This is a genomic window from Bordetella parapertussis, assembly GCF_020735925.1.
Taxonomy (GTDB): domain Bacteria; phylum Pseudomonadota; class Gammaproteobacteria; order Burkholderiales; family Burkholderiaceae_B; genus Bordetella; species Bordetella pertussis.
Window position 1 is genome coordinate 14,580 of sequence record NZ_CP085971.1, and the last position, 17,780, is coordinate 32,359.

The following is a 17,780-nucleotide window of genomic DNA, read 5'->3' on the forward strand; positions in this document are numbered from 1 at the left end:
CGACCGAGGAAGACAATATGAAGACCTGCATCCATGTCCTTGCCGCCGTATCGGGCGATGCTCGGGACCAGCACGAGACGGACGCCGAGATGCGCGACGGCAAGTAGCCGCGACCCATTCCACGACAAGGAGCCAATCATGAACAACCGTATCCGGGCGGCCCTGCTTGCCGCCATCACGCTCGTCGCGCTGGCGGGCTGCAACACCATGTCGGGCGCCGGCAAGGACATCGAGCGCGGCGGCGAAAAAATCCAGGAGAAGGCGCAGTAGCAGCACCTCGGCCGGGGCGCGTTGCCGCTTCGGCAAATCCGCACGACAGGCGCGCGAACGCGCGTTCCACGCATCGCGTCATCCAGACGCTGTCCGGCATCGCGCCGGGCGCAGGCGATTTTTTCAAACGCAATGTACTACTAGGTCGAGATCATTCCTACTCGACCAAGCTGATGGCGCCTGCATCTTTCGATGCCGAATCTCCCTAGGATTTCTTGATTGCCGGTGCCAGTAGTCACTGGCAAGCAAGCTGGGAAGACTACGAATTCCTGTCTGGTTTCCGTCGCCACGCACGTGCACGGCTACTGACCGCGTCAGATCGCCACGGCCGTACCGACCAATTCGCTGCGTGGCCGCTTCATCCCTCTTGCTTCATCCATAAACCTTACCAGCGTCGTGGGGTGATCCCTGCGTGCGCCCATACATTTCATTTCGCGGGAGAAATCATGAGACGGTTAAAGGCCCAGGCTTTCGAGGGCAGCCGCAGCAGGCCGGCAGGACATGGGGTGGCGCCTACCTTGCTGGCGCTGGCCCTGGGGTTCCAGGGGGCGGCGGCGTGGGCCAATTGCACCACCTCGGGGTCCAACACCACTTGCACCGCAGCCGGCGGAGCGCATCGCGCCAAGGTAGGGGGCGGCTCTACCGGGAACAACCAACACGTCACGGTGCAGGCCGGTGCGCGGATCGAGGCCGGCGACAGCGGGGCCATCAGCGTGGGCAATAACAGCCGAGTCCAGATCCAGGACGGCGCCGTCGTGCAAAGCACGGTCAATACTGCTGCGTCCGGCCAGTACGCCAAAACGCTGGAAGCAGCAAGCAATAACAATATTTCCATCCAAGTAGGCGCGCAGCTCCTGGCCAAGGGCAGCGCTTCGCAGTCCAGCGCGTTGGGATTGTCAGGCGCCGGCAATACCGTCACCAACCATGGCACGATCCGGGCCGATAATGCCGCGGCAATCTGGATCACTGCCAATACCGCCAATGCGGCCAATACCATCGATAACTACGGGACTATCGAAACAGTGCTCAATGGCGGCTACGCCAACGCCATCGGCAGCACGCGGAACAACAGCGCCACGGGCGCTGGCGTGACGGTACGCAATCATGCCAACGGGCGCATCGTCGGCAACGTGAAGTTCGAGGCTGGCGACGACAGCGTCATACTCGACGGCGGCTCTACCATCACCGGATCCTTGAACGGTGGCAGCGGCAACAACAGCCTGACGCTGAAAGCCGGCGACGGCACGCTGGGCCGCGCAATCCGCAACTTCGGCACGATCACCAAGCAGGAGGCTGGAACCTGGACCCTGAATGGCCAGGTCGGCCGCAACGACAACAACTTCAAGTCCACGGTCAAGGTGGAGGGCGGCACGCTGGTCTTGCGCGGCGATAACAGCGGCGCCACCCAGGGCGGCGTGTTGCAGGTGTCCGCCGGCGCTACGGCGGACGTAACTGCCGCCAGCGCCATGCAGTCCATCAGCAACGCCGGCACGGTTCAGTTCACGCAGGACAGCAATGCCGCCTACGCCGGCGTGCTGAGCGGGACCGGGAGCATCGTCAAGCGCGGCGGCGGCGACCTGACGTTGACGGGCAACAACACCCATACCGGCAAGGTGGTGGTGGAGGCGGGCAGCCTCAGCGTATCGGCGGCCAACAACCTGGGTGGCGCAGGTAGTTCGGTACAGCTCAAGGGCGGCGCCCTCGCCCTCAAGAAAACCATCGCCGTCAATCGCGGCCTGACGCTCGATTCCGGGGCGCAGACGTTGATCATCGAGCCGGGAACAACCACGACCTGGCAAGGCCAGGTCAGTGGCGCCGGCAAACTGGTGACCCAGGGCGGCACGCTGGTGCTGGAGCACGCGTCCAATACGTATAGCGGCGGTACGGAGATCAACAACGGAACGCTGCGGGCGGCGCATGACGCCAGCCTGGGTTCCGGCACGTTGGCGCTCAAGAACAGCCAGCTGGCCGCCACGGACAGCTTCACGGCCACGCGTGCATTGACGCTCGCTGGAAACGAAAGCATAGACGTCGCAGCCACCAAGATACTCAGTTGGAACGGAGAAATCAGCGGCGCCGGCACCCTGGTGAAGGAAGGCCAGGGGACCTTGCTGCTGCGCGGAACCAATCAGCAAAATGGCGGCACGACCGTCAATGCCGGTACGCTGCAGATATCCCGCGACGCCAATCTTGGCCGAGGGGCGCTGGCGCTGAACGACGGCACGCTGCAGAGCACCGGCAGCTTCGCGACCTCGCGCGCGGCCACCTTGCGCGGCCAGGCCACCATGGAGGTCGACGCTTCGCATACCGTGACCTGGAATGGCGAGCTGAGCGGCGGCGGCATGTTGCGCAAGTCAGGCCAGGGCACGCTGGCCCTGGCCGGCGCCAACACGTACTCGGGTGGCACGGTGGTCGAGGCCGGCGCGCTTCGGGCAGGACACGAAGACAACCTGGGACGGGGCGCAATAACCCTGCAGGGCGGAGATCTGCTTGCCGGCGGCAGTTTTTCGAGCAACCGCGATCTCACGCTTGTCCGCGGTTCCTTGGACGTGGCTCGCGACGCTACCCTGACCTGGAACGGTGCGATATCGGGCGCCGGCGATCTGGTCAAAACGGGGGACGGGACCCTGGCGCTCACTGGCGTCAACGAGTACGCCGGCCAGACCGTGCTCAGGCAAGGCAAGCTGCGCGTGGCCAGGGAAGAAAGCCTGGGCGGCGCTGCGCTGGTGCTGGAAAACAATACGGTGTTCGAGAGTGCGGGCTCGTATGCCATCGGGCGGCGAGTCACGCTCAAGGGCGCGCCCAAGGTGGCAACGCCCGCGGGCGACACGCTCGAATGGCGCGGCACGGTCGACGGCGACGGCAAGCTGTACAAGCAAGGCGGCGGCACGCTCGTGCTGAGCGGCAACAATACCTACGCCAAGGGCGTCGAGGTCTGGGGCGGGGTCGTGCAAGTCTCTCGCGACCAGAACCTGGGCGCGGCCAATGGCGCGGTCACGCTCAACGGCGGCGGGTTGGCGGCCAACGGGGATTTCACCAGCAATCGCCAGCTGGAGCTGACCGCCGGGGCCAAGGCCATCGACGTCGCGGCCGGCAAGGACGTGACGTGGCGCGGTGTCGTCAACGGCGCCGGCGCGCTGACCAAGGCCGGCGACGGCACCTTGAGGTTGGAGAGCGTCAACACCTACACCGGTGGCACGCGCTTGCAGGGCGGCACCGTGCAGGTATCGCGCGACAACAACCTAGGCCAGGCCGCCGGCGCGGTCACGTTCGACGGCGGGCGGCTGGCCAGCACCGGCAGCTTTGCGACCGCACGCGCGGCCACGCTCAACAACGCCGGCCAGATCGATACCGCCCAGGGCACCACGCTGACGTGGAACGGCGCCATTGGCGGCAAGGGCGAGCTGCGCAAGCAAGGGGCGGGCACCCTGGTGCTGGGCGGCGCCAACACTTACCAGGGCGACACCCGCGTCGAGGCTGGCACGCTGCAGGTGTCGGCCGACGCCAATCTGGGCCAGGGCGCCGTGCATCTGCACGACAGCCGGCTGGCGACGACCGGTACCTTCGCGACCTCGCGCCGTCTGGAGTTGACCGGACGTGGCACGGTGCAAGCGGCTGCCGCCGCCACGCTGGATTGGCGCGGGACGGTGGCTGGCGCCGGCACGCTGGTCAAGGAAGGCGCAGGCACGCTGGTGCTGGCCGGCGACAACCAGCATGCCGGCGGCACCCTGGTCCACGGCGGCACGCTGCGCATCGCCCGCGACGCCAACCTGGGCGCGGCGGGCACGGCGGTGACGCTGGACGGCGGCACGCTGGCCACCACGGCATCGTTGGCGCTGGATCGCGCGCTGCGCGTCGGGGCGCGCAATGGCGTATTGCTGCCGGACGCGGGCACGACCCTGGATTGGCGGGGCGTGGTCGCCGGCGCGGGCAAGCTGACCAAGGCCGGTCCGGGCATGCTGGTGCTCAGCGCCGACAACCGCCATGGCGGCGGCACGGCAGTCACCGGCGGTACGCTGCAAGTCTCGCGCGACGCCAACCTGGGCGCGGCGGCCGGCGCCCTGACGCTGGACGGCGGCACTTTGCTGAGCACCGCCAGCTTTGCCTCGGCGCGTGCCGCCACCCTCGATGCCGCGGGCGGCACCTTCGTCACCCGCGACGGCACCCGGCTGGATTGGGACGGCGCGATAGGCGGGGCGGGTGGCCTGGTCAAGGAGGGCGCCGGCGAGCTGCGGCTTGGCAATGCCAATACCTACCAGGGGCCGACCCGCATCGCCGCCGGCCGCCTGGCCGTCAACGGCAGCATCGCCAGCCCGGTCACGGTCGAGCAGGCTGGCGTGCTGGGCGGCACGGGCCGCATCGTCGGGGATGTGGCCAACCGCGGCGTGGTCGCGCCGGGCAACTCGATCGGCGCGTTGACGGTAGCCGGCAATTACGCTGGTACCGGCGGCAGCCTGGAAGTGGAGGCGGTGCTTGGCGGCGACGCCGCGCCGGCCGATCGGCTGGTGCTTGACGGCGGCGCGGCCAGCGGTGTCACGCCGGTCGTGGTCAAGCCGCAGGGCGGGGTGGGCGGCCTGACCCTGCGCGGCATTCCGGTGGTCGTGGCCCAGGGTGGCGCCACGACCGCGCCCGGGGCCTTCCGCCTGGCGCAGCCGCTGGTCGCGGGCGCCTACGAGTACCAGTTGCTGCGCGGCGCGGGCGACGGCGCCGCGGCGCAGGCGCAGGACTGGTACCTGCGTACGTCCCGCGTCGAGCGCGACAAGGCGGGCAGGATCGTCAAGGTCGTGCCCTTCTACCGGCCCGAGGTGGCGCTGTATGCCGGCACGCCGATGCTGATGCGCATGACAGGCACGGAAATGCTGGGCAGCTATCGCGAGCGGGCGGGCCAGACTGGTGCGGTGTCGCCCGAAGCGGGCGCCACGGCCGCGCGCGGTGGATGGGCGCGCACCTTCGGCCGCCGTTTCGAGCGTTCCGCCGGCGGCGAGGCCGCGCCGTCCTTCGACGGCCATTTGGCCGGCGCGCAACTGGGCGCGGACCTCTACGCGCGCAGCTCGGGCACGCGGCATACCGACGCCTTCGGGGTGTTCGGCGGATATGCCACGGTGCGCGGCGACGTGCATGGCCTGGCGCGTGGCGAAATCCAGGCCGTGGGGACGTCCACGCTGCGGGCCACCCAATTGGGCGCCTATTGGACCCACACTGGTCCGGGCGGCTGGTACATCGACACGGTGCTGGCCGGCACGCGCTACAGGCAGCAGACGAAGTCGTCCGCTCAGGTCGGCGCTGTCAGCCGCGGCTGGGGGATGACGGCTTCGGTGGAGGCGGGCTATCCGTGGCAGCTCAACCCGCGCTGGCGCATCGAACCGCAGGCCCAGGTGGTGTATCAGCAACTGGGCATTGCCAATGGCGCCGACCGCGTGTCCACGGTGTCGTACAAGACGCCCGATGCGCTGACGGCTCGGTTAGGTACGCGCCTGTCGGGCCAGTACGCATACGGGAAGGCGCAGTTGCGGCCGTTCATGGGCGTATCGCTGCTGCACGATTTCACCGGCGCGGACACCGTCACGTTCGCGGGCGCGCATGGCGTACGCGCCAGCCGCCAGAACACGGCCGTGGATCTGAAGGCGGGCGTGGACACGCAGCTGGGCAAGAGCGTAGGCCTGTGGGGGCAGGTAGGCTACGGCAAGTCGGTCGGCAGCGGCGACGGCAGCGACCGTGGCTGGAGCGCCAACCTGGGGCTGCGCGTGGCGTATTGACCAGAGGCCAGGCCGGCCGCTCGGCGGCCGGCATTGCGGCTATATTGGCGTATGCCGACCACTACGCCCGCCCTGCGCCCGCAAGTCCTGACCGAAGCCGCCTTCGCGCCTTATGGCTGGATGCTGGGCAAGCCGCTGCCTGCCGGCGACGATGTGCCGCGGTTCAGCAACCCGGCCACCGATTTCTGGCAGGAGCATGTGTTCGACACCGGCGTTGGCGCCGGCAGGGAGACGGAAGTGCTGTGGGTCAATTACCGGGTCAGCCAGCCCGGTTTCGACACCCTGGAAAAGCACCTGCTGACCCAGCAGGCCATCGTGCCGCTGACCGGCGCCATCGTGCAGATCGTCGCGCGCAGCGCGTTCGACGGCAGTCCCGACCTGGCCAGCCTGGCCGCTTTCGTGGTGCCGCCGGGGCAGGGCATTTGCATGCGTCCGGGCTGTTGGCACGCCACCCGGATTTCCGGCGGCGAAGTGACCTGCCTGATGCTGACACGCCGATCGACCACCCTGGACCTGGTGCGCCACCTGCATGGCGAGCCGGCCCGCGAAAGCGAAATCGTGGCCATTGTGCCGCATGGGCTCGACCTGCCTGCGCGGCCCACGACGGAGGGGCCGTCCCCGCACGGGCGCTGACGCCCGTGGCAAGACGTGCCTGTCCCCGCCGGGGGAGCGACACCTGCGGCCAGGGTGCCTGTCCCCGCGGGGACAGGCACCCGTCAAGCGACGGTATCTGTTCTTTCCCGCCTGCAGCCCACGTTTTGAGACGGCCCTTACGGGCCGTTTTTCTTGCGTGCGTCACGCCGATTCCGCTTGCGCGGGAAATATTTGTCCCGTATTATGGGATCAAATCTCAATTTGCGGGATTAATAAAAAGCCGCGCCAGCGGCTGCCATCACCCACTGCGCGACTGGGCTGCCTTCAGTCTGCGCATCAGGAGACAAACGATGTACCGAATCGTCAGCGCGCTTGCGGTGTCCGTTACCTGCCTGGCCGGCATGGGCGCCGCGCAGGCGGACCAAGGCGCGGCCGCCTACCCCGACAAGCCCATCAAGATCGTCATTCCCTATTCCGCGGGCGGGGGCACCGACCAGTTCATGCGCATCGTGTCCGAGCGCGCCTCCCGGGTGCTCGGCCAGCCCATCACCATCCTCAACAAGCCGGGCGGCAGCACCGTGATCGGCGTGAACGCGGTCATCGGCGCCGCGCCCGACGGCTATACGCTGCTGGTGTCCACCAACACCAGCTACACCCTGATTCCGTACGTGATGTCGCCGCCGCCCTATGCGCCCGAGAAGTCGCTGGACTACGTGGCCACGCTGGGCCAGACGTCCATGGTGCTGACCGCCAACAAGACCATGCCGTCCGATCTGAAGACGGTCCTGGACTCGGCCAGGCAGAGTCCCGGCCGCTACACCTACGCCACGTATGGCGTGGGCTCGTCGACCCATCTGGCGGGCGAGGTGTTCATGAACGATACCGGCGTCGAGTTCCGCCACATTCCGTACAAGGGCGTGGAGGCGGTGACCGCGCTGGCCGGCAACCAGGTGGACCTGATGATCGACGGCATCAACGCCGCGGGAACCATGCTGGATGCCGGCAAGACCCAGGCGCTGGTGGTGCTGCAGCGCACCCGCTCGCAATTCCTGCCCGACACGCCGACGCTGGTCGAGGCGGGCTACCCCGAGGCCGCCGAGAACGTCATTTCCTATGTGATGGCGGCGCCCAAGGGCACGCCGGCAGCCGTCATCGACAAGCTGCAGAAGAGTTTCGCCGAGGCCCTGCGCGACCCCGGCGTGCTGGCCCAGGCCAAGGCCATGCGCACCGAGGCGGCCTTCAAGGGGCCGGCGCAGACGCAGGCGTTCGTGGACAGCCAGTCGGCCTTGTTCAAGGACATCGTCGCAAAGAAAAACATCAAGTTCTGAACAGGCAAGGGCAATGAGCAGTCTCGAACAGCAAATGCAGCCGCCGGGCCAGATCTGGTGGGACATCATCGAAGCGCACGCGAGGCGCTTTCCGGAACGCGACGCGCTGGCGCACGGCGATGGCGCCATCACCTATGGCGAGCTGGTCGCGCGGGTGCGGCGCTGCGCCGCCGGTCTGAGCGCACGCGGCATCGGCGCGGGCGATTGCGTGGCGCTGCTGGCCCCGCCCACGCCCGACGCCATGGTCTGCCTGCTGGCCGCGGCGCGGTTGGGGGCGTTGTGGGTCGGGCTGAATCCCAGGTACCAGGCGCGCGAAATGGCCTATGTGATCGGCCACGCGCAGCCCAAGCTGGTGCTGTCGGTGCGGGAGTTCGAAGCGCGCCGCTACGCCGATGACCTGGAAGCGGCGCTGGCCACGCTGGCGCCGCAGGCCCGGCGTCCCGAGCTGCTGTACTACGACAGCCAGGCGTCCTGCGACGAGGCAATGCTGCACGCGTTGTGCGACGCGCCGGATGCTGCGTGTCCGGCGCCGTTCGACGATGCCGCCCAGCCCTGCATGCTGGTCTACACCTCGGGCACCACGGGCAATCCCAAGGGCGTCCTGCTGAGCCAGACGGCGCTGATCTATCGCTCTACCGTGCAGGCCCGCACCTTCGCCACGCGCAGCCACCCGGTGGTCATCAACTTCGCGCCGATCAACCATATCGGCGGCATGCACTTCCGGGGGCTGTCGCAGATCCTGGCCGGCGGCACCATCATCTACCAGGAGCGCTACCGGCCGGCCGAGGTGATGGGCCTGATCGAGAAGCATCGCGTCAACATGCTGATGCTGGGCTCGACCATGCTGCAGATGCTGATCCGCGAGCCGTCCTTCGACATGTCCATCATGCGCGGGATGGAGTGGTTCATTTTCTCGGGCGCGGCCATTCCCATGCCCATCCTGCAGCGCGTCAAGGAGCACTGCCCGCGCATCGGCTCCACCTACGGCCTGACCGAATCGTGCGGGTCGGTCAGCTACATCGTCGCCAGCGATTCGCTCGAGGCGGCCGCCTATACCGTGGGGCGCGCCATTCCCGAAGGCCAGTTGCGCGTGGCCGACGAGCAAGGGCAGCCGCTGCCCGCCGGGACCCAGGGCGAGCTGCAGGTGCGCGGCCAGTACTGCATGAATGGCTACCTGCGCGACGCCGCCGCCACGGCCGGCGCCTTCACGCGGGACGGCTGGCTCAAGACCGGCGACATGGCCCAGCGCGAGGACGACGGCAACTTCCGCCTGGTCGGGCGCATCAAGGAAATGTATAAATCGGGGGGCTACAACGTTTACCCGCGCGAGATCGAGGTCGTGCTCGAGCAGCACCCCAATGTACTGATGTCGGCCGTCATCGCCGTCGACGACGAGCTCTACCAGCAGGTCGGCCACGCGCACCTGATCCTCAGGCCCGACACCGAGGTGTCGGAACCGGAGCTGGTGCAGTGGTGCCGCGAACGCATGGCCAACTATAAAGTGCCCAAGCGCATTTTCGTCCGCAACTCACTACCGATGCTGTCCATAGGCAAGGTCGACAAGATTGCCTTGCGGCAGCAGCACTAGACCATCCATGTCCAATCCGCTGAACCGTTACCACCACATCCTGCACGCCATCGCCGGCCGTCCCGGCGGCCTGTCGCTGGCCGACCTGGCCGCCGCCACCGGCCTGCCGCGCAGCACGACCCATCGCATGGCCACCACCTTGCGCGAGATCGATTACCTGGGCCAGGACGACGCCAGCGGCAACTTCGTGCTGGGCGATGGCCTGATCGGCCTGATGCGCAGCAGCCTGGCCCAGGACAGCAAGCTGGCGCTGTTCGATCCCGCCTTGAATTTCGTGGTGGGACGCCTGGAGGAAACCGCCTTTTGCGCGCGGCTGTGGAACGACGAGGTGGACCTGGTGCAGGCGGTCACGCCCACCCGCAAGGACCAGCTGTACATCTACCCGGGCGTGGGCGGCCGGCCGCTGGACAAGTGCTCGTCGAGCAAGGCCATCCTGGCCTACCTGGATCCGGCCCGCATCCAGGCGCTGCTCGAACCGCTGGCCAGCAGCACCCCGGGGCTGCGCGTGGACACCTTGATGCAGGAGCTCGACCAGGTGCACCGGCAGGGCTTTGCCATCTGCGACGGCGAAATCGACGAAGGGGTGCTGAGCGTCGCCTGCCCGGTGATGAGCGGCCCGGCGCGCGGCCTCTACAGCATCGGCGTGGTCGGCCCCGCCGCCCGCCTCAAATCGCATGACCTGCAGGAAATCGTCGAAGTCCTGCACTCGGCCGCCGACCTGGCCGCCGCCGAACTGCTGAACAGTTAGCGACTCACAAGGGGAACACCGCTATGAAGGAAATCATTTCGCTGGAGAAAACAGGCGCGGTGGCGACGGTCACCATAGACCGCGGCGGCAAGCGCAATGCGCTGAGCCAGGAGATGGTGCTGCGCCTGACAGATATCGCGCTGCAGCTGCAGCAGGACACCTCCGTGGCGTGCATCGTGCTCAGCGGCAACCAGAACGAATTCTCGGCCGGCATCGACCTGGGCGATGCCACGCGCTGGAGCCTGGACGACAAGACCCAGCTCGAGCGGCGCGCCATCGCCTTGCGCGGCACCCGGCTGTGCAAGGCCTGGGAAGACCTGCCGCAGATCACCATCGTCGCCGTCGAGGGCATGAACGTGGGCGGCGGCATCGCGCTCACGCTCGCCTGCGACTGGCGCGTCATGGGCAAATCGGCCTTCCTGTTCGTGCCCGAAGTGCAGATCGGCATTCCGTTGGGATGGCAGACCATTCCGCGCCTGGTGAACCTGGTCGGCCCGGCGCGCGCGAAACAGATCGTGCTGCTGGGCGAAAAGATGTCGGCCGACACCGCGCTCGAATGGGGCGTGGCAGATTTCGTCGTGGCCGACGGCGCGGCCTGCGCCCATGCCCAGGACCTCGCAGCGCGCATCGGCAAGATGCCCGAGCTCGCGGTGCGCATGTCCAAGCAAAGCATCAACGCGTATGCCAACGCGCTGAACCACCTGGGCAGCCACATGGACGTGGACCAGGCCATGCTGTGCGGCCAGACCCAGGACGCCGTCGCCGTGCGCGACCGCTACGCCCGGTAACGGCGGCACCTTTCAATCATTCACTCACCCATAAAGGATCAATCATGCTGGACTGGAACCAATACCGCTCGGAACTGATGACGCGCATCGGCGAAATCGCCAAGGCCAGCCCGGAAACCGTCAAGGGCTATCAACAGCTTTCGGCGGCCGGCAAGCAGACCAATCAGCTGGACGCCAAGACGCGCGAACTGATCGCGCTGGCGGTGGCCGTCACCACCCGCTGCGACGGCTGCATCGCGGTGCACGCCAAGGCGGCAACCGACAACGGCGCCACCAAGGGCGAGATCGCCGAGGCGCTGGGCGTGGCCGTGGCGCTGAACGCCGGCGCCGCGCTGGTCTACTCGGCCCGCGTCATGGACGCCGTGGACGCCGCCCAATAACCGCCGCGCCGTCGCGGCGCACCCGGTACAAAACCATACAAGGGGAATAGGGAATGTCGAGACTTGCACGCTTGCTGCTGGCCGGCTGCTGCGCGCTGGGCGCCGCGGCGCCCGCCGGCGCCGGCAACTGGCCGGCCGGCCCGGTCACGTTCATCGTGCCGTTTCCGGCCGGTGGCTCCATGGACACCTTCTCGTGGCCCATCGCCGGGCAGCTCAGCAAGGAACTGGGCGTTCCCGTCGTGGTATCCAACCGCTCCGGCGCGGGCGGCGGCGTCGGTATCGCCGCCATCGCCCGCGCCGCGCCCGACGGCTACACCATCGGCATGTCCAGCGTCGGCAACATGGCCATCAACCCGCATATCTATCCCGACCTTCCCTACAGTCCGCTCAAGGACTTCACGCCGATCGGGCTGGCGGGCCGCTTCGTCAACGTGCTGGTGGTCAACAGCAAGATCCCGGCCCGCAATGTCCAGGAGCTGATCGAACTGGACCGCAAGAAGCCCGGCAGCATCACCTTCGCCTCGGCCGGCAACGGCTCGACCAACCACCTGTCCGGCGAGCTGCTCAAGCAGCTCACCCACACCAGCTTCCTGCACGTGCCGTACCGGGGCAGCGGCCCGGCGCTGGCCGACGTGGTCGCGGGCAACGTGGCGTTCATGTTCGACACCCTCAACACCTCGATGCCGCTGATCGAATCGGGCGCCTTGCGCGCGCTGGCCGTGACCAGCGCCGAGCGCAGTCCCTTCCTGCCCGACGTGCCCACCATGAACGAAGCGGGCGTGGCCGGCTACGCCAAATCGGGCGAAGACCTCTGGTGGGCCATCATCGCGCCCCAGGGCGTGCCGGCCGACGTGCGCGACAAGCTGAATGCGGCGCTCAACAAGGCGCTCGGGTCTCCCGCCTTGCAGGCCCAGGTGCGGGCCCAGCGGGTCGAGACGCTGACCAGCACCCCGGATGCGCTGCAAACCATATTGCGCGACGACTACAACCGCTGGGGCGGCATCGTGCGCGATGCCGGCGTCAAGCTGGATTGACGGGGCGCGCGCCCTCCGTGGCGCGCGCGCCGCCAGGCTGCGTAAACTGGAGGCGTTCCTGGACGAAGCGCGAGACCGGCCTCGGCCAGGCCCCCGGGCCATGCCCTGCCTGGCCCGCTTCGAGGAGGCTTCCATGTTCGACGCCCTGCTGCTTACCCAGAACGACGACCGCGCCATCGTGGCGCAACGCGCCCGGCTCGACGAGGCGCAGTTGCCCGATGGCGACGTGCTGGTCGACATCGCCTGGTCCACAGTCAACTACAAGGATGCGCTGGCCATCACCGGCCGGATTCCCATCGTGCGGCAATTCCCCATGGTGCCCGGCATCGATTTCGCCGGCACCGTGCTCGAAAGCCATGACTCGCGCTACCGCGCGGGCGACGCCGTGCTGCTCAACGGCTGGGGCCTGGGCGAAGCCCACTGGGGCGGCCTGGCGCGCAAGGCGCGCGTCAAGGCCGACTGGCTCGTTCCCATGCCCGGCGGCATGGACGCGCGCCGCGCCATGGCCATCGGCACGGCCGGCTATACCGCCATGCTGTGCGTCATGGCCTTGCAGCGCGCCGGCGTCAGCCCAGAGGCGGGGCCGGTGCTCGTCACCGGCGCCAACGGCGGCGTCGGCACCATCGCCATCAGCCTGCTGGCGCGGCTGGGCTTCGAGGTGCACGCCAGCACGGGGCGCCTGAACGAAGTCGACTACCTCAAGCAGCTGGGCGCCACCGAACTGATCGACCGCGCCACGCTCAACCAGCCTGGCAAGCCCCTGCAGAAGGAACGCTGGGCCGCCGCGGTCGACAGCGTGGGCAGCCACACCCTGGCCAACGTCTGCGCCAGCATCCGGTACGGCGGCACCGTCGCCGCCTGCGGCCTGGCGCAAGGCATGGACTTTCCCGCCACGGTCGCGCCCTTCATCCTGCGCGGCGTCACCCTGGCCGGGATCGACAGCGTCTACGCGCCGTTCGCGCGCCGCGCCGAGGCCTGGGGCCGTCTGGCGAGCGAATTGCCGGCCGAAATCACCGATGCCAACACGCGCGCCATCACGCTCGACGAAGTGGTCGACCTGGCGCCGCGGCTGCTGGCGGGCCAGGTGCGGGGCAGGGTGGTGGTGGACGTCGGCGCCGGCTGACGCGGATATAGCCAGTAAAACTGAATAAACCTTCGGATAATTCGATTGGTCAGGTTCGGGGCAAGCCGCTAGCCTGCGAGAGTGACAGCAGATGCAGTCGTTCTACCAGGAGCCAGCAGTGGCAGCAGATCTCAAAGAAGCCCCGCACCCGCCCAAGGCCTTGTCGGGGTTGCGGGTATTGGATATCGCAACCTTTCTCGCCGCGCCGTTTTGCGGAACCATCATGGCCGACTTCGGCGCCGACGTCATCAAGATCGAGCAGCCCAAGGGCGGCGATTCGTTGCGCAAGTTCGGCACGCCCTCGCCGTGCGGCGATACGTATATGTGGATGAGCGAGGCGCGCAACAAGCGCTTCGTCACGCTGGACCTGCGCACCCCGGAGGGCGCGGCGCTGTTCAAGGAGCTGGTGCGCGAGTCCGATGTGGTGCTGGAGAACTTCCGGCCCGGCACGTTGGAGAAATGGGGGCTGGGCTACGACGTCCTGTCCGAGCTCAACCCTGGCCTGATTCTGCTGCGCGTGAGCGCCTATGGGCAGGACGGGCCCAAGCGCGAAGAGCCGGGGTTCGCCCGCATCGCGCATGCGTTCGGCGGGCTGGCGCACCTGGCCGGCGAGCCGGACCGCCCGCCGGTCGTGCCGGGTTCGACCTCGCTCGCGGACTATATCTCGGGGCTGTGGGGCGCCATCGGCGTGCTGACGGCGCTGCAGGCGCGCAACCACACCGGCTTGGGCCAGGTCGTCGACATCGGCCTGTACGAGTCCGTGTTCCGCCTGCTGGATGAAATCGCGCCCGTGTACGCGGCAACCGGCTTCGTGCGGCGCCGGCTGGGCGCGGATGTTCCCAATGTGGCGCCGCACAGCCACTACCAGACCCGCTGCGGCCAATGGGTGGCGATTGCGTGCAGCAATGACCGGATGTTCGAGCGCCTGGCCAGCGCGATGGGCAAGCCCGAACTGGCCGGCGACGCCAGGTTCGCCACCGCCGCGGCCCGGGCGGAAAGCCGGCCGGCCATCAATGCCCAGGTGGCGGCGTGGAGCGCCCGCTTCGACCTGCAAGCCTTGCTGGACCTGTGCCGCGACGAGGGCGTGCCGTGTTCGAAGGTGTACTCGATCGAGGACATCTTCCAGGACGAGCAATACCGGGCGCGCGGGAACCTGATGGAAGTCGACGATCCGCGCATCGGCAAGACGGTGCTGCCGGCCCCGGTGCCCAGGCTGTCGGGCACGCCGGCCCGGTTCCTGCGAGCCGGCGGCGCGCTGGGGCAGGACAACGCCGGGGTGTTCGAAGAGCTGCTGGGCGTGTGCGGCGAGCGGCTCGCGGCGCTCAGGCAGGCGGGCGTCGTGTAGTCGCCCGGGCGGTTCGCCGTCCGCTCGGCCCGTGGATCAGGTCGCGCACCAGTTGCGCCAGCCTGGCCGCGGCGGGCGTCAGCTTTCTATGCCGCAGCCGCACGATCGCCACGTCCCGGGTCATCCGGGGGCTCGCGATGGGCAGCACCTGCACATCCTTGTGCGGCTTCGCGGGCAAGACCATGGCGGGCAGCACCGCCGCCCCGAGCCCGGCGGTGGCCATCGATATCAGCGTCTGCGCCTGCGAAAACTGGAACTTCGTATTGATCGTCAAGCCGCGGCTGCGCGCCGTATCGTCGATCAGGGCGCGCAGCGCCGTGCCGGGGTTGAGCAGCAGCAGCGGCATCGAGGCCAGCCGCGCCAGGGTGATCTGCTCAGCGGTGTCGGGGAAAAGATTCCTGGGCACCACCGCGTACAGGTTCTCGGTCAGGATGGGCTCGAAATCGAACTCCGGCAGCTCCATGATGGGCCCGATGCCGAAGTCCGCCTCTTCGCGGCGCACCGTCTCGAACATATCGCCCGAGGTCAGCTCCCGCACGAACACTTCCACGCCGGGATAGTCGCGCTCGAAAGCCGCCAGGATGGGCGCCAGCCGCGTCGACGACACGGTGGTCGAGCACGAGAGGAAAATGCGGCCGCGCTTGAGGTCCACCGTTTCCTGGATCTGCCGCAGCCCGTTCTCCATTTCGTGGACCGCCCGGCGCGCGCTCTCCAGCAATTGCGCGCCTTCGGCGGTCAGCCTGACCTGCCGCGTGGTGCGGTGGAAAAGGTCCACGCCCAGCTGCGCTTCGAGCTGCTTGATCTGTCCCGTCACCGCGGCCTGCGAGCGGTGCGAAAGCTCGGCGGCCTGGCGGAAGCTGCAATGCTCGGCCACCAGCATGAACGTATGCAGCAGCTTCAGATTGATGTTCGGTAAGGGTCGGCTCTTTTCTTTGCCCATGCGGCCAGCTCCGGCCGCGGCGCGCCGGCCGGCGCGCCGCGGACTTCAATAGATGAATAATCGATAAGATTAATCACATAATAACTTTGCGCAAGCCTCCTATGATGCTTTCCGTGCATTACAGGAGAGCATTGAGCATGGACGCCAAGAGTATGCTGCTGGCCCGGGGCCGGTTGCTGGAGGACTTCAAGACCGGTGATCAGTACGCGCACTGGCCCGGCCGGACGATCACCGAGGCGGACAACATCCAGTTCAGCCTGCTGACGATGAACCGCCACCCGGCCCATTGCGACCATCACTACGCCTCGCAGACGGAGTTCGGCAAGCCCTTGGTCAACAGCGGCCTGACCCTGGCGATCGTGCTGGGCATGAGCGTCGACGACATCAGCGCCAACGCCGTCGCCAACCTGGGATGGCAGGAGATCGAATTGCTGGCCCCCGTGCATCCCGGCGACACCGTGTACGCGCGTTCGCAGGTGCTGTCGGTGCGCGAGAGCAAGTCCCGTCCGGGCCAGGGGGTCGTGACCGTGCGCACCGAAGGCGTGCGCGCCGACGGGGTCGTCTTCATGCGCTTTGTCCGCAGCTGCCTGGTTCCGTCGCGGGCCTCGCTCGCAGGGGCGCGGCAGTGAACCTGGATTTCCTCAAAGGGGTGCGGGTCATCGAAAGCTCCGCCTTCATCGCCGCCCCCCTGGCCGGCCTGACCCTGGCGCAGTTCGGCGCCGAGGTGATCCGGCTGGACATGACAGGCGGAGGCATCGACTACGAGCGCATGCCCCGCATGCCCGACGGAACAAGCCTGTACTGGACGGGCCTGAACAAGCAGAAGCGTTCCGTCGCGCTGGACCTGCGCAAGCCCGAAGGCCGTGACCTGGCCAGAAAGCTGGTGTGCGCGCCGGGGCCGGACGCCGGCATCCTGCTTACCAACATCGGCGTGCCCTGGCTGTCCCACGCCGCGCTGGCCGAGGGCCGCCCGGACGTCATCACCTGCACCATCGAAGGCAACGCGGACGGCTCGAGCGCGGTCGACTATACGGTCAATTGCGCCACCGGCTATCCGCATGCCACCGGCGACGGACGCGAGCCGGTCAACAGCCCGCTGCCGGCCTGGGACGCGTGCTGCGGCTATCAGGCCGCGATGGCGGTGGTGTCGGCGGTGCTCAGGCGGCGCCAGACAGGCCAGGGCGCGGAGCTGCGGCTGGCGCTGTCGGACGTGGCGTTTGCGCTGATGTCGCACCTTGGTACGCTGGCGCAGGCCGAGCTGCTGGGCGAGGACCGCGAGCCCTTGGGCAATCATCTCTACGGCGCCTTCGGCAGGGACTTCGTCACCCGCGACGGAAACCGGGTCATGGTCGCGGCCATTTCGAAAGGGCAGTGGCAAAGCCTGGTGCGGACATGCGGCCTGGCCGAGGCGGTGGCCGCCATCGAAGCGCGCACGGGCGCCAAGCTGGCCGAGGAGGCGCAGCGCTTCGCGCACCGGGACGCCATCGCCGCCGCCTGCGAGCCCTGGTTTCGGGCCCGCACGCTGGCGCAGGCCAAGACCGCGCTCGACGACGGCGGCGTCTGCTGGGGCCTGTACCAGACGGCGACCCAGATGCTGGCCCGGGACGGCCGGGCGGGCAGCGCCAACCCGCTTTTCGAGTGGATCGCGACGGCCGGCGCCGGCGAACACTGGGCGCTCGGCACGCCGGTGCGCGAGCCGCGCGCCACGCGCCAGCCTACCCAGGGCGCCAGCCGGCTGGGCCAGCACACCGACCAGGTGCTGGGCGAGCTGCTTGGCCTGAGCGCCCGGCAACTATCGGACCTGCATGCCGCCGGCGTGGTGGCGGGACCATCCGGCGACCCACGGGGCGCCCATTAGGCAGCTGGGCGGGCGCTTGCCCGGATCA

The 17,780-nt window shown here is 68.2% G+C and carries 14 protein-coding genes; 13 read left to right on the forward strand and 1 reads right to left on the reverse strand.

Translation table 11 applies throughout. The features are described from left to right. Positions 1-138: 138 nt before the first annotated feature. The 11 genes from LK409_RS00065 to LK409_RS00115 all read left to right on the forward strand — a co-directional run bounded on the left by LK409_RS00065 (position 139) and on the right by LK409_RS00115 (position 14,954). Positions 139-270, forward strand: a complete 132-nt coding sequence (locus LK409_RS00065; protein WP_003807750.1) for an entericidin A/B family lipoprotein — start codon at positions 139-141, stop codon at positions 268-270. Positions 271-716: 446 nt separating this feature from the next. Then, positions 717-6,026: an autotransporter BatB gene (gene batB / locus LK409_RS00070; protein ID WP_010927482.1), complete on the forward strand. Its 5,310-nt coding sequence runs from the start codon at positions 717-719 to the stop codon at positions 6,024-6,026. A gap of 51 nt (positions 6,027-6,077) precedes the next feature. Continuing rightward, entirely contained in the window at positions 6,078-6,659 is a 582-nt protein-coding gene (locus LK409_RS00075; RefSeq protein ID WP_033446648.1) for an ureidoglycolate lyase, read from the forward strand. 311 nt (positions 6,660-6,970) lie between these two features. Continuing rightward, positions 6,971-7,948: a Bug family tripartite tricarboxylate transporter substrate binding protein gene (locus tag LK409_RS00080; RefSeq protein ID WP_003807753.1), complete on the forward strand. Its 978-nt coding sequence runs from the start codon at positions 6,971-6,973 to the stop codon at positions 7,946-7,948. 13 nt (positions 7,949-7,961) lie between these two features. Next, positions 7,962-9,536, forward strand: coding sequence for a class I adenylate-forming enzyme family protein (locus LK409_RS00085; RefSeq protein WP_010927484.1), 1,575 nt, complete (start codon positions 7,962-7,964; stop codon positions 9,534-9,536). Positions 9,537-9,543: 7 nt separating this feature from the next. Beyond that, positions 9,544-10,284, forward strand: coding sequence for an IclR family transcriptional regulator (locus LK409_RS00090; protein ID WP_003807755.1), 741 nt, complete (start codon positions 9,544-9,546; stop codon positions 10,282-10,284). 23 nt (positions 10,285-10,307) lie between these two features. After that, positions 10,308-11,072 carry an enoyl-CoA hydratase/isomerase family protein gene (locus LK409_RS00095; protein ID WP_010927486.1) on the forward strand — a complete coding sequence of 255 codons (765 nt, stop codon included), beginning with the start codon at positions 10,308-10,310 and terminating at the stop codon, positions 11,070-11,072. A gap of 44 nt (positions 11,073-11,116) precedes the next feature. Next, the gene (locus LK409_RS00100; protein ID WP_003807759.1) at positions 11,117-11,452 is read left to right on the forward strand and encodes a carboxymuconolactone decarboxylase family protein; all 336 of its coding nucleotides are present in this window, start codon (positions 11,117-11,119) and stop codon (positions 11,450-11,452) included. A 53-nt stretch (positions 11,453-11,505) separates the two neighbouring features. Further along, positions 11,506-12,486: a Bug family tripartite tricarboxylate transporter substrate binding protein gene (locus tag LK409_RS00105; protein ID WP_010927487.1), complete on the forward strand. Its 981-nt coding sequence runs from the start codon at positions 11,506-11,508 to the stop codon at positions 12,484-12,486. A 100-nt stretch (positions 12,487-12,586) separates the two neighbouring features. Then, positions 12,587-13,609: an acrylyl-CoA reductase (NADPH) gene (gene acuI, locus LK409_RS00110; RefSeq protein ID WP_010927488.1), complete on the forward strand. Its 1,023-nt coding sequence runs from the start codon at positions 12,587-12,589 to the stop codon at positions 13,607-13,609. A 91-nt stretch (positions 13,610-13,700) separates the two neighbouring features. After that, positions 13,701-14,954: a CaiB/BaiF CoA transferase family protein gene (locus LK409_RS00115; protein ID WP_010927489.1), complete on the forward strand. Its 1,254-nt coding sequence runs from the start codon at positions 13,701-13,703 to the stop codon at positions 14,952-14,954. Here the strand turns inward: LK409_RS00115 and LK409_RS00120 are convergent. After that, positions 14,932-15,894 (reverse strand): LysR family transcriptional regulator, encoded by a 963-nt coding sequence (locus tag LK409_RS00120; RefSeq protein WP_003807766.1) that lies wholly within the window; start codon positions 15,892-15,894, stop codon positions 14,932-14,934. The genes LK409_RS00115 and LK409_RS00120 overlap by 23 nt on opposite strands. 152 nt (positions 15,895-16,046) lie before the next feature. Here LK409_RS00120 and LK409_RS00125 point away from each other — a divergent pair, with 152 nt between their 5' ends. Together LK409_RS00125 and LK409_RS00130 are read left to right on the forward strand one after the other, a co-directional pair. Beyond that, positions 16,047-16,523 carry a MaoC family dehydratase gene (locus LK409_RS00125; protein ID WP_010925819.1) on the forward strand — a complete coding sequence of 159 codons (477 nt, stop codon included), beginning with the start codon at positions 16,047-16,049 and terminating at the stop codon, positions 16,521-16,523. Further along, positions 16,520-17,752 carry a CoA transferase gene (locus LK409_RS00130; protein ID WP_010927490.1) on the forward strand — a complete coding sequence of 411 codons (1,233 nt, stop codon included), beginning with the start codon at positions 16,520-16,522 and terminating at the stop codon, positions 17,750-17,752. Before LK409_RS00125 ends, LK409_RS00130 begins: the two co-directional genes overlap by 4 nt. Positions 17,753-17,780: the final 28 nt, after the last annotated feature.

Bases quoted from the DNA above. Each gene is read 5' to 3' on its own strand.
- LK409_RS00105 (WP_010927487.1), top strand. From the start codon at position 11,506: ATGTCGAGACTTGCACGCTTGCTGCTGGCCGGCTGCTGCGCGCTGGGC.
- LK409_RS00095 (WP_010927486.1), top strand. From the start codon at position 10,308: ATGAAGGAAATCATTTCGCTGGAGAAAACAGGCGCGGTGGCGACGGTC.
- LK409_RS00075 (WP_033446648.1), top strand. From the start codon at position 6,078: ATGCCGACCACTACGCCCGCCCTGCGCCCGCAAGTCCTGACCGAAGCC.
- LK409_RS00100 (WP_003807759.1), top strand. From the start codon at position 11,117: ATGCTGGACTGGAACCAATACCGCTCGGAACTGATGACGCGCATCGGC.
- LK409_RS00085 (WP_010927484.1), top strand. From the start codon at position 7,962: ATGAGCAGTCTCGAACAGCAAATGCAGCCGCCGGGCCAGATCTGGTGG.
- acuI (WP_010927488.1), top strand. From the start codon at position 12,587: ATGCCCTGCCTGGCCCGCTTCGAGGAGGCTTCCATGTTCGACGCCCTG.
- LK409_RS00090 (WP_003807755.1), top strand. From the start codon at position 9,544: ATGTCCAATCCGCTGAACCGTTACCACCACATCCTGCACGCCATCGCC.
- batB (WP_010927482.1), top strand. From the start codon at position 717: ATGAGACGGTTAAAGGCCCAGGCTTTCGAGGGCAGCCGCAGCAGGCCG.
- LK409_RS00120 (WP_003807766.1), bottom strand. From the start codon at position 15,894: ATGGGCAAAGAAAAGAGCCGACCCTTACCGAACATCAATCTGAAGCTG.
- LK409_RS00065 (WP_003807750.1), top strand. From the start codon at position 139: ATGAACAACCGTATCCGGGCGGCCCTGCTTGCCGCCATCACGCTCGTC.
- LK409_RS00115 (WP_010927489.1), top strand. From the start codon at position 13,701: ATGCAGTCGTTCTACCAGGAGCCAGCAGTGGCAGCAGATCTCAAAGAA.
- LK409_RS00080 (WP_003807753.1), top strand. From the start codon at position 6,971: ATGTACCGAATCGTCAGCGCGCTTGCGGTGTCCGTTACCTGCCTGGCC.
- LK409_RS00125 (WP_010925819.1), top strand. From the start codon at position 16,047: ATGCTGCTGGCCCGGGGCCGGTTGCTGGAGGACTTCAAGACCGGTGAT.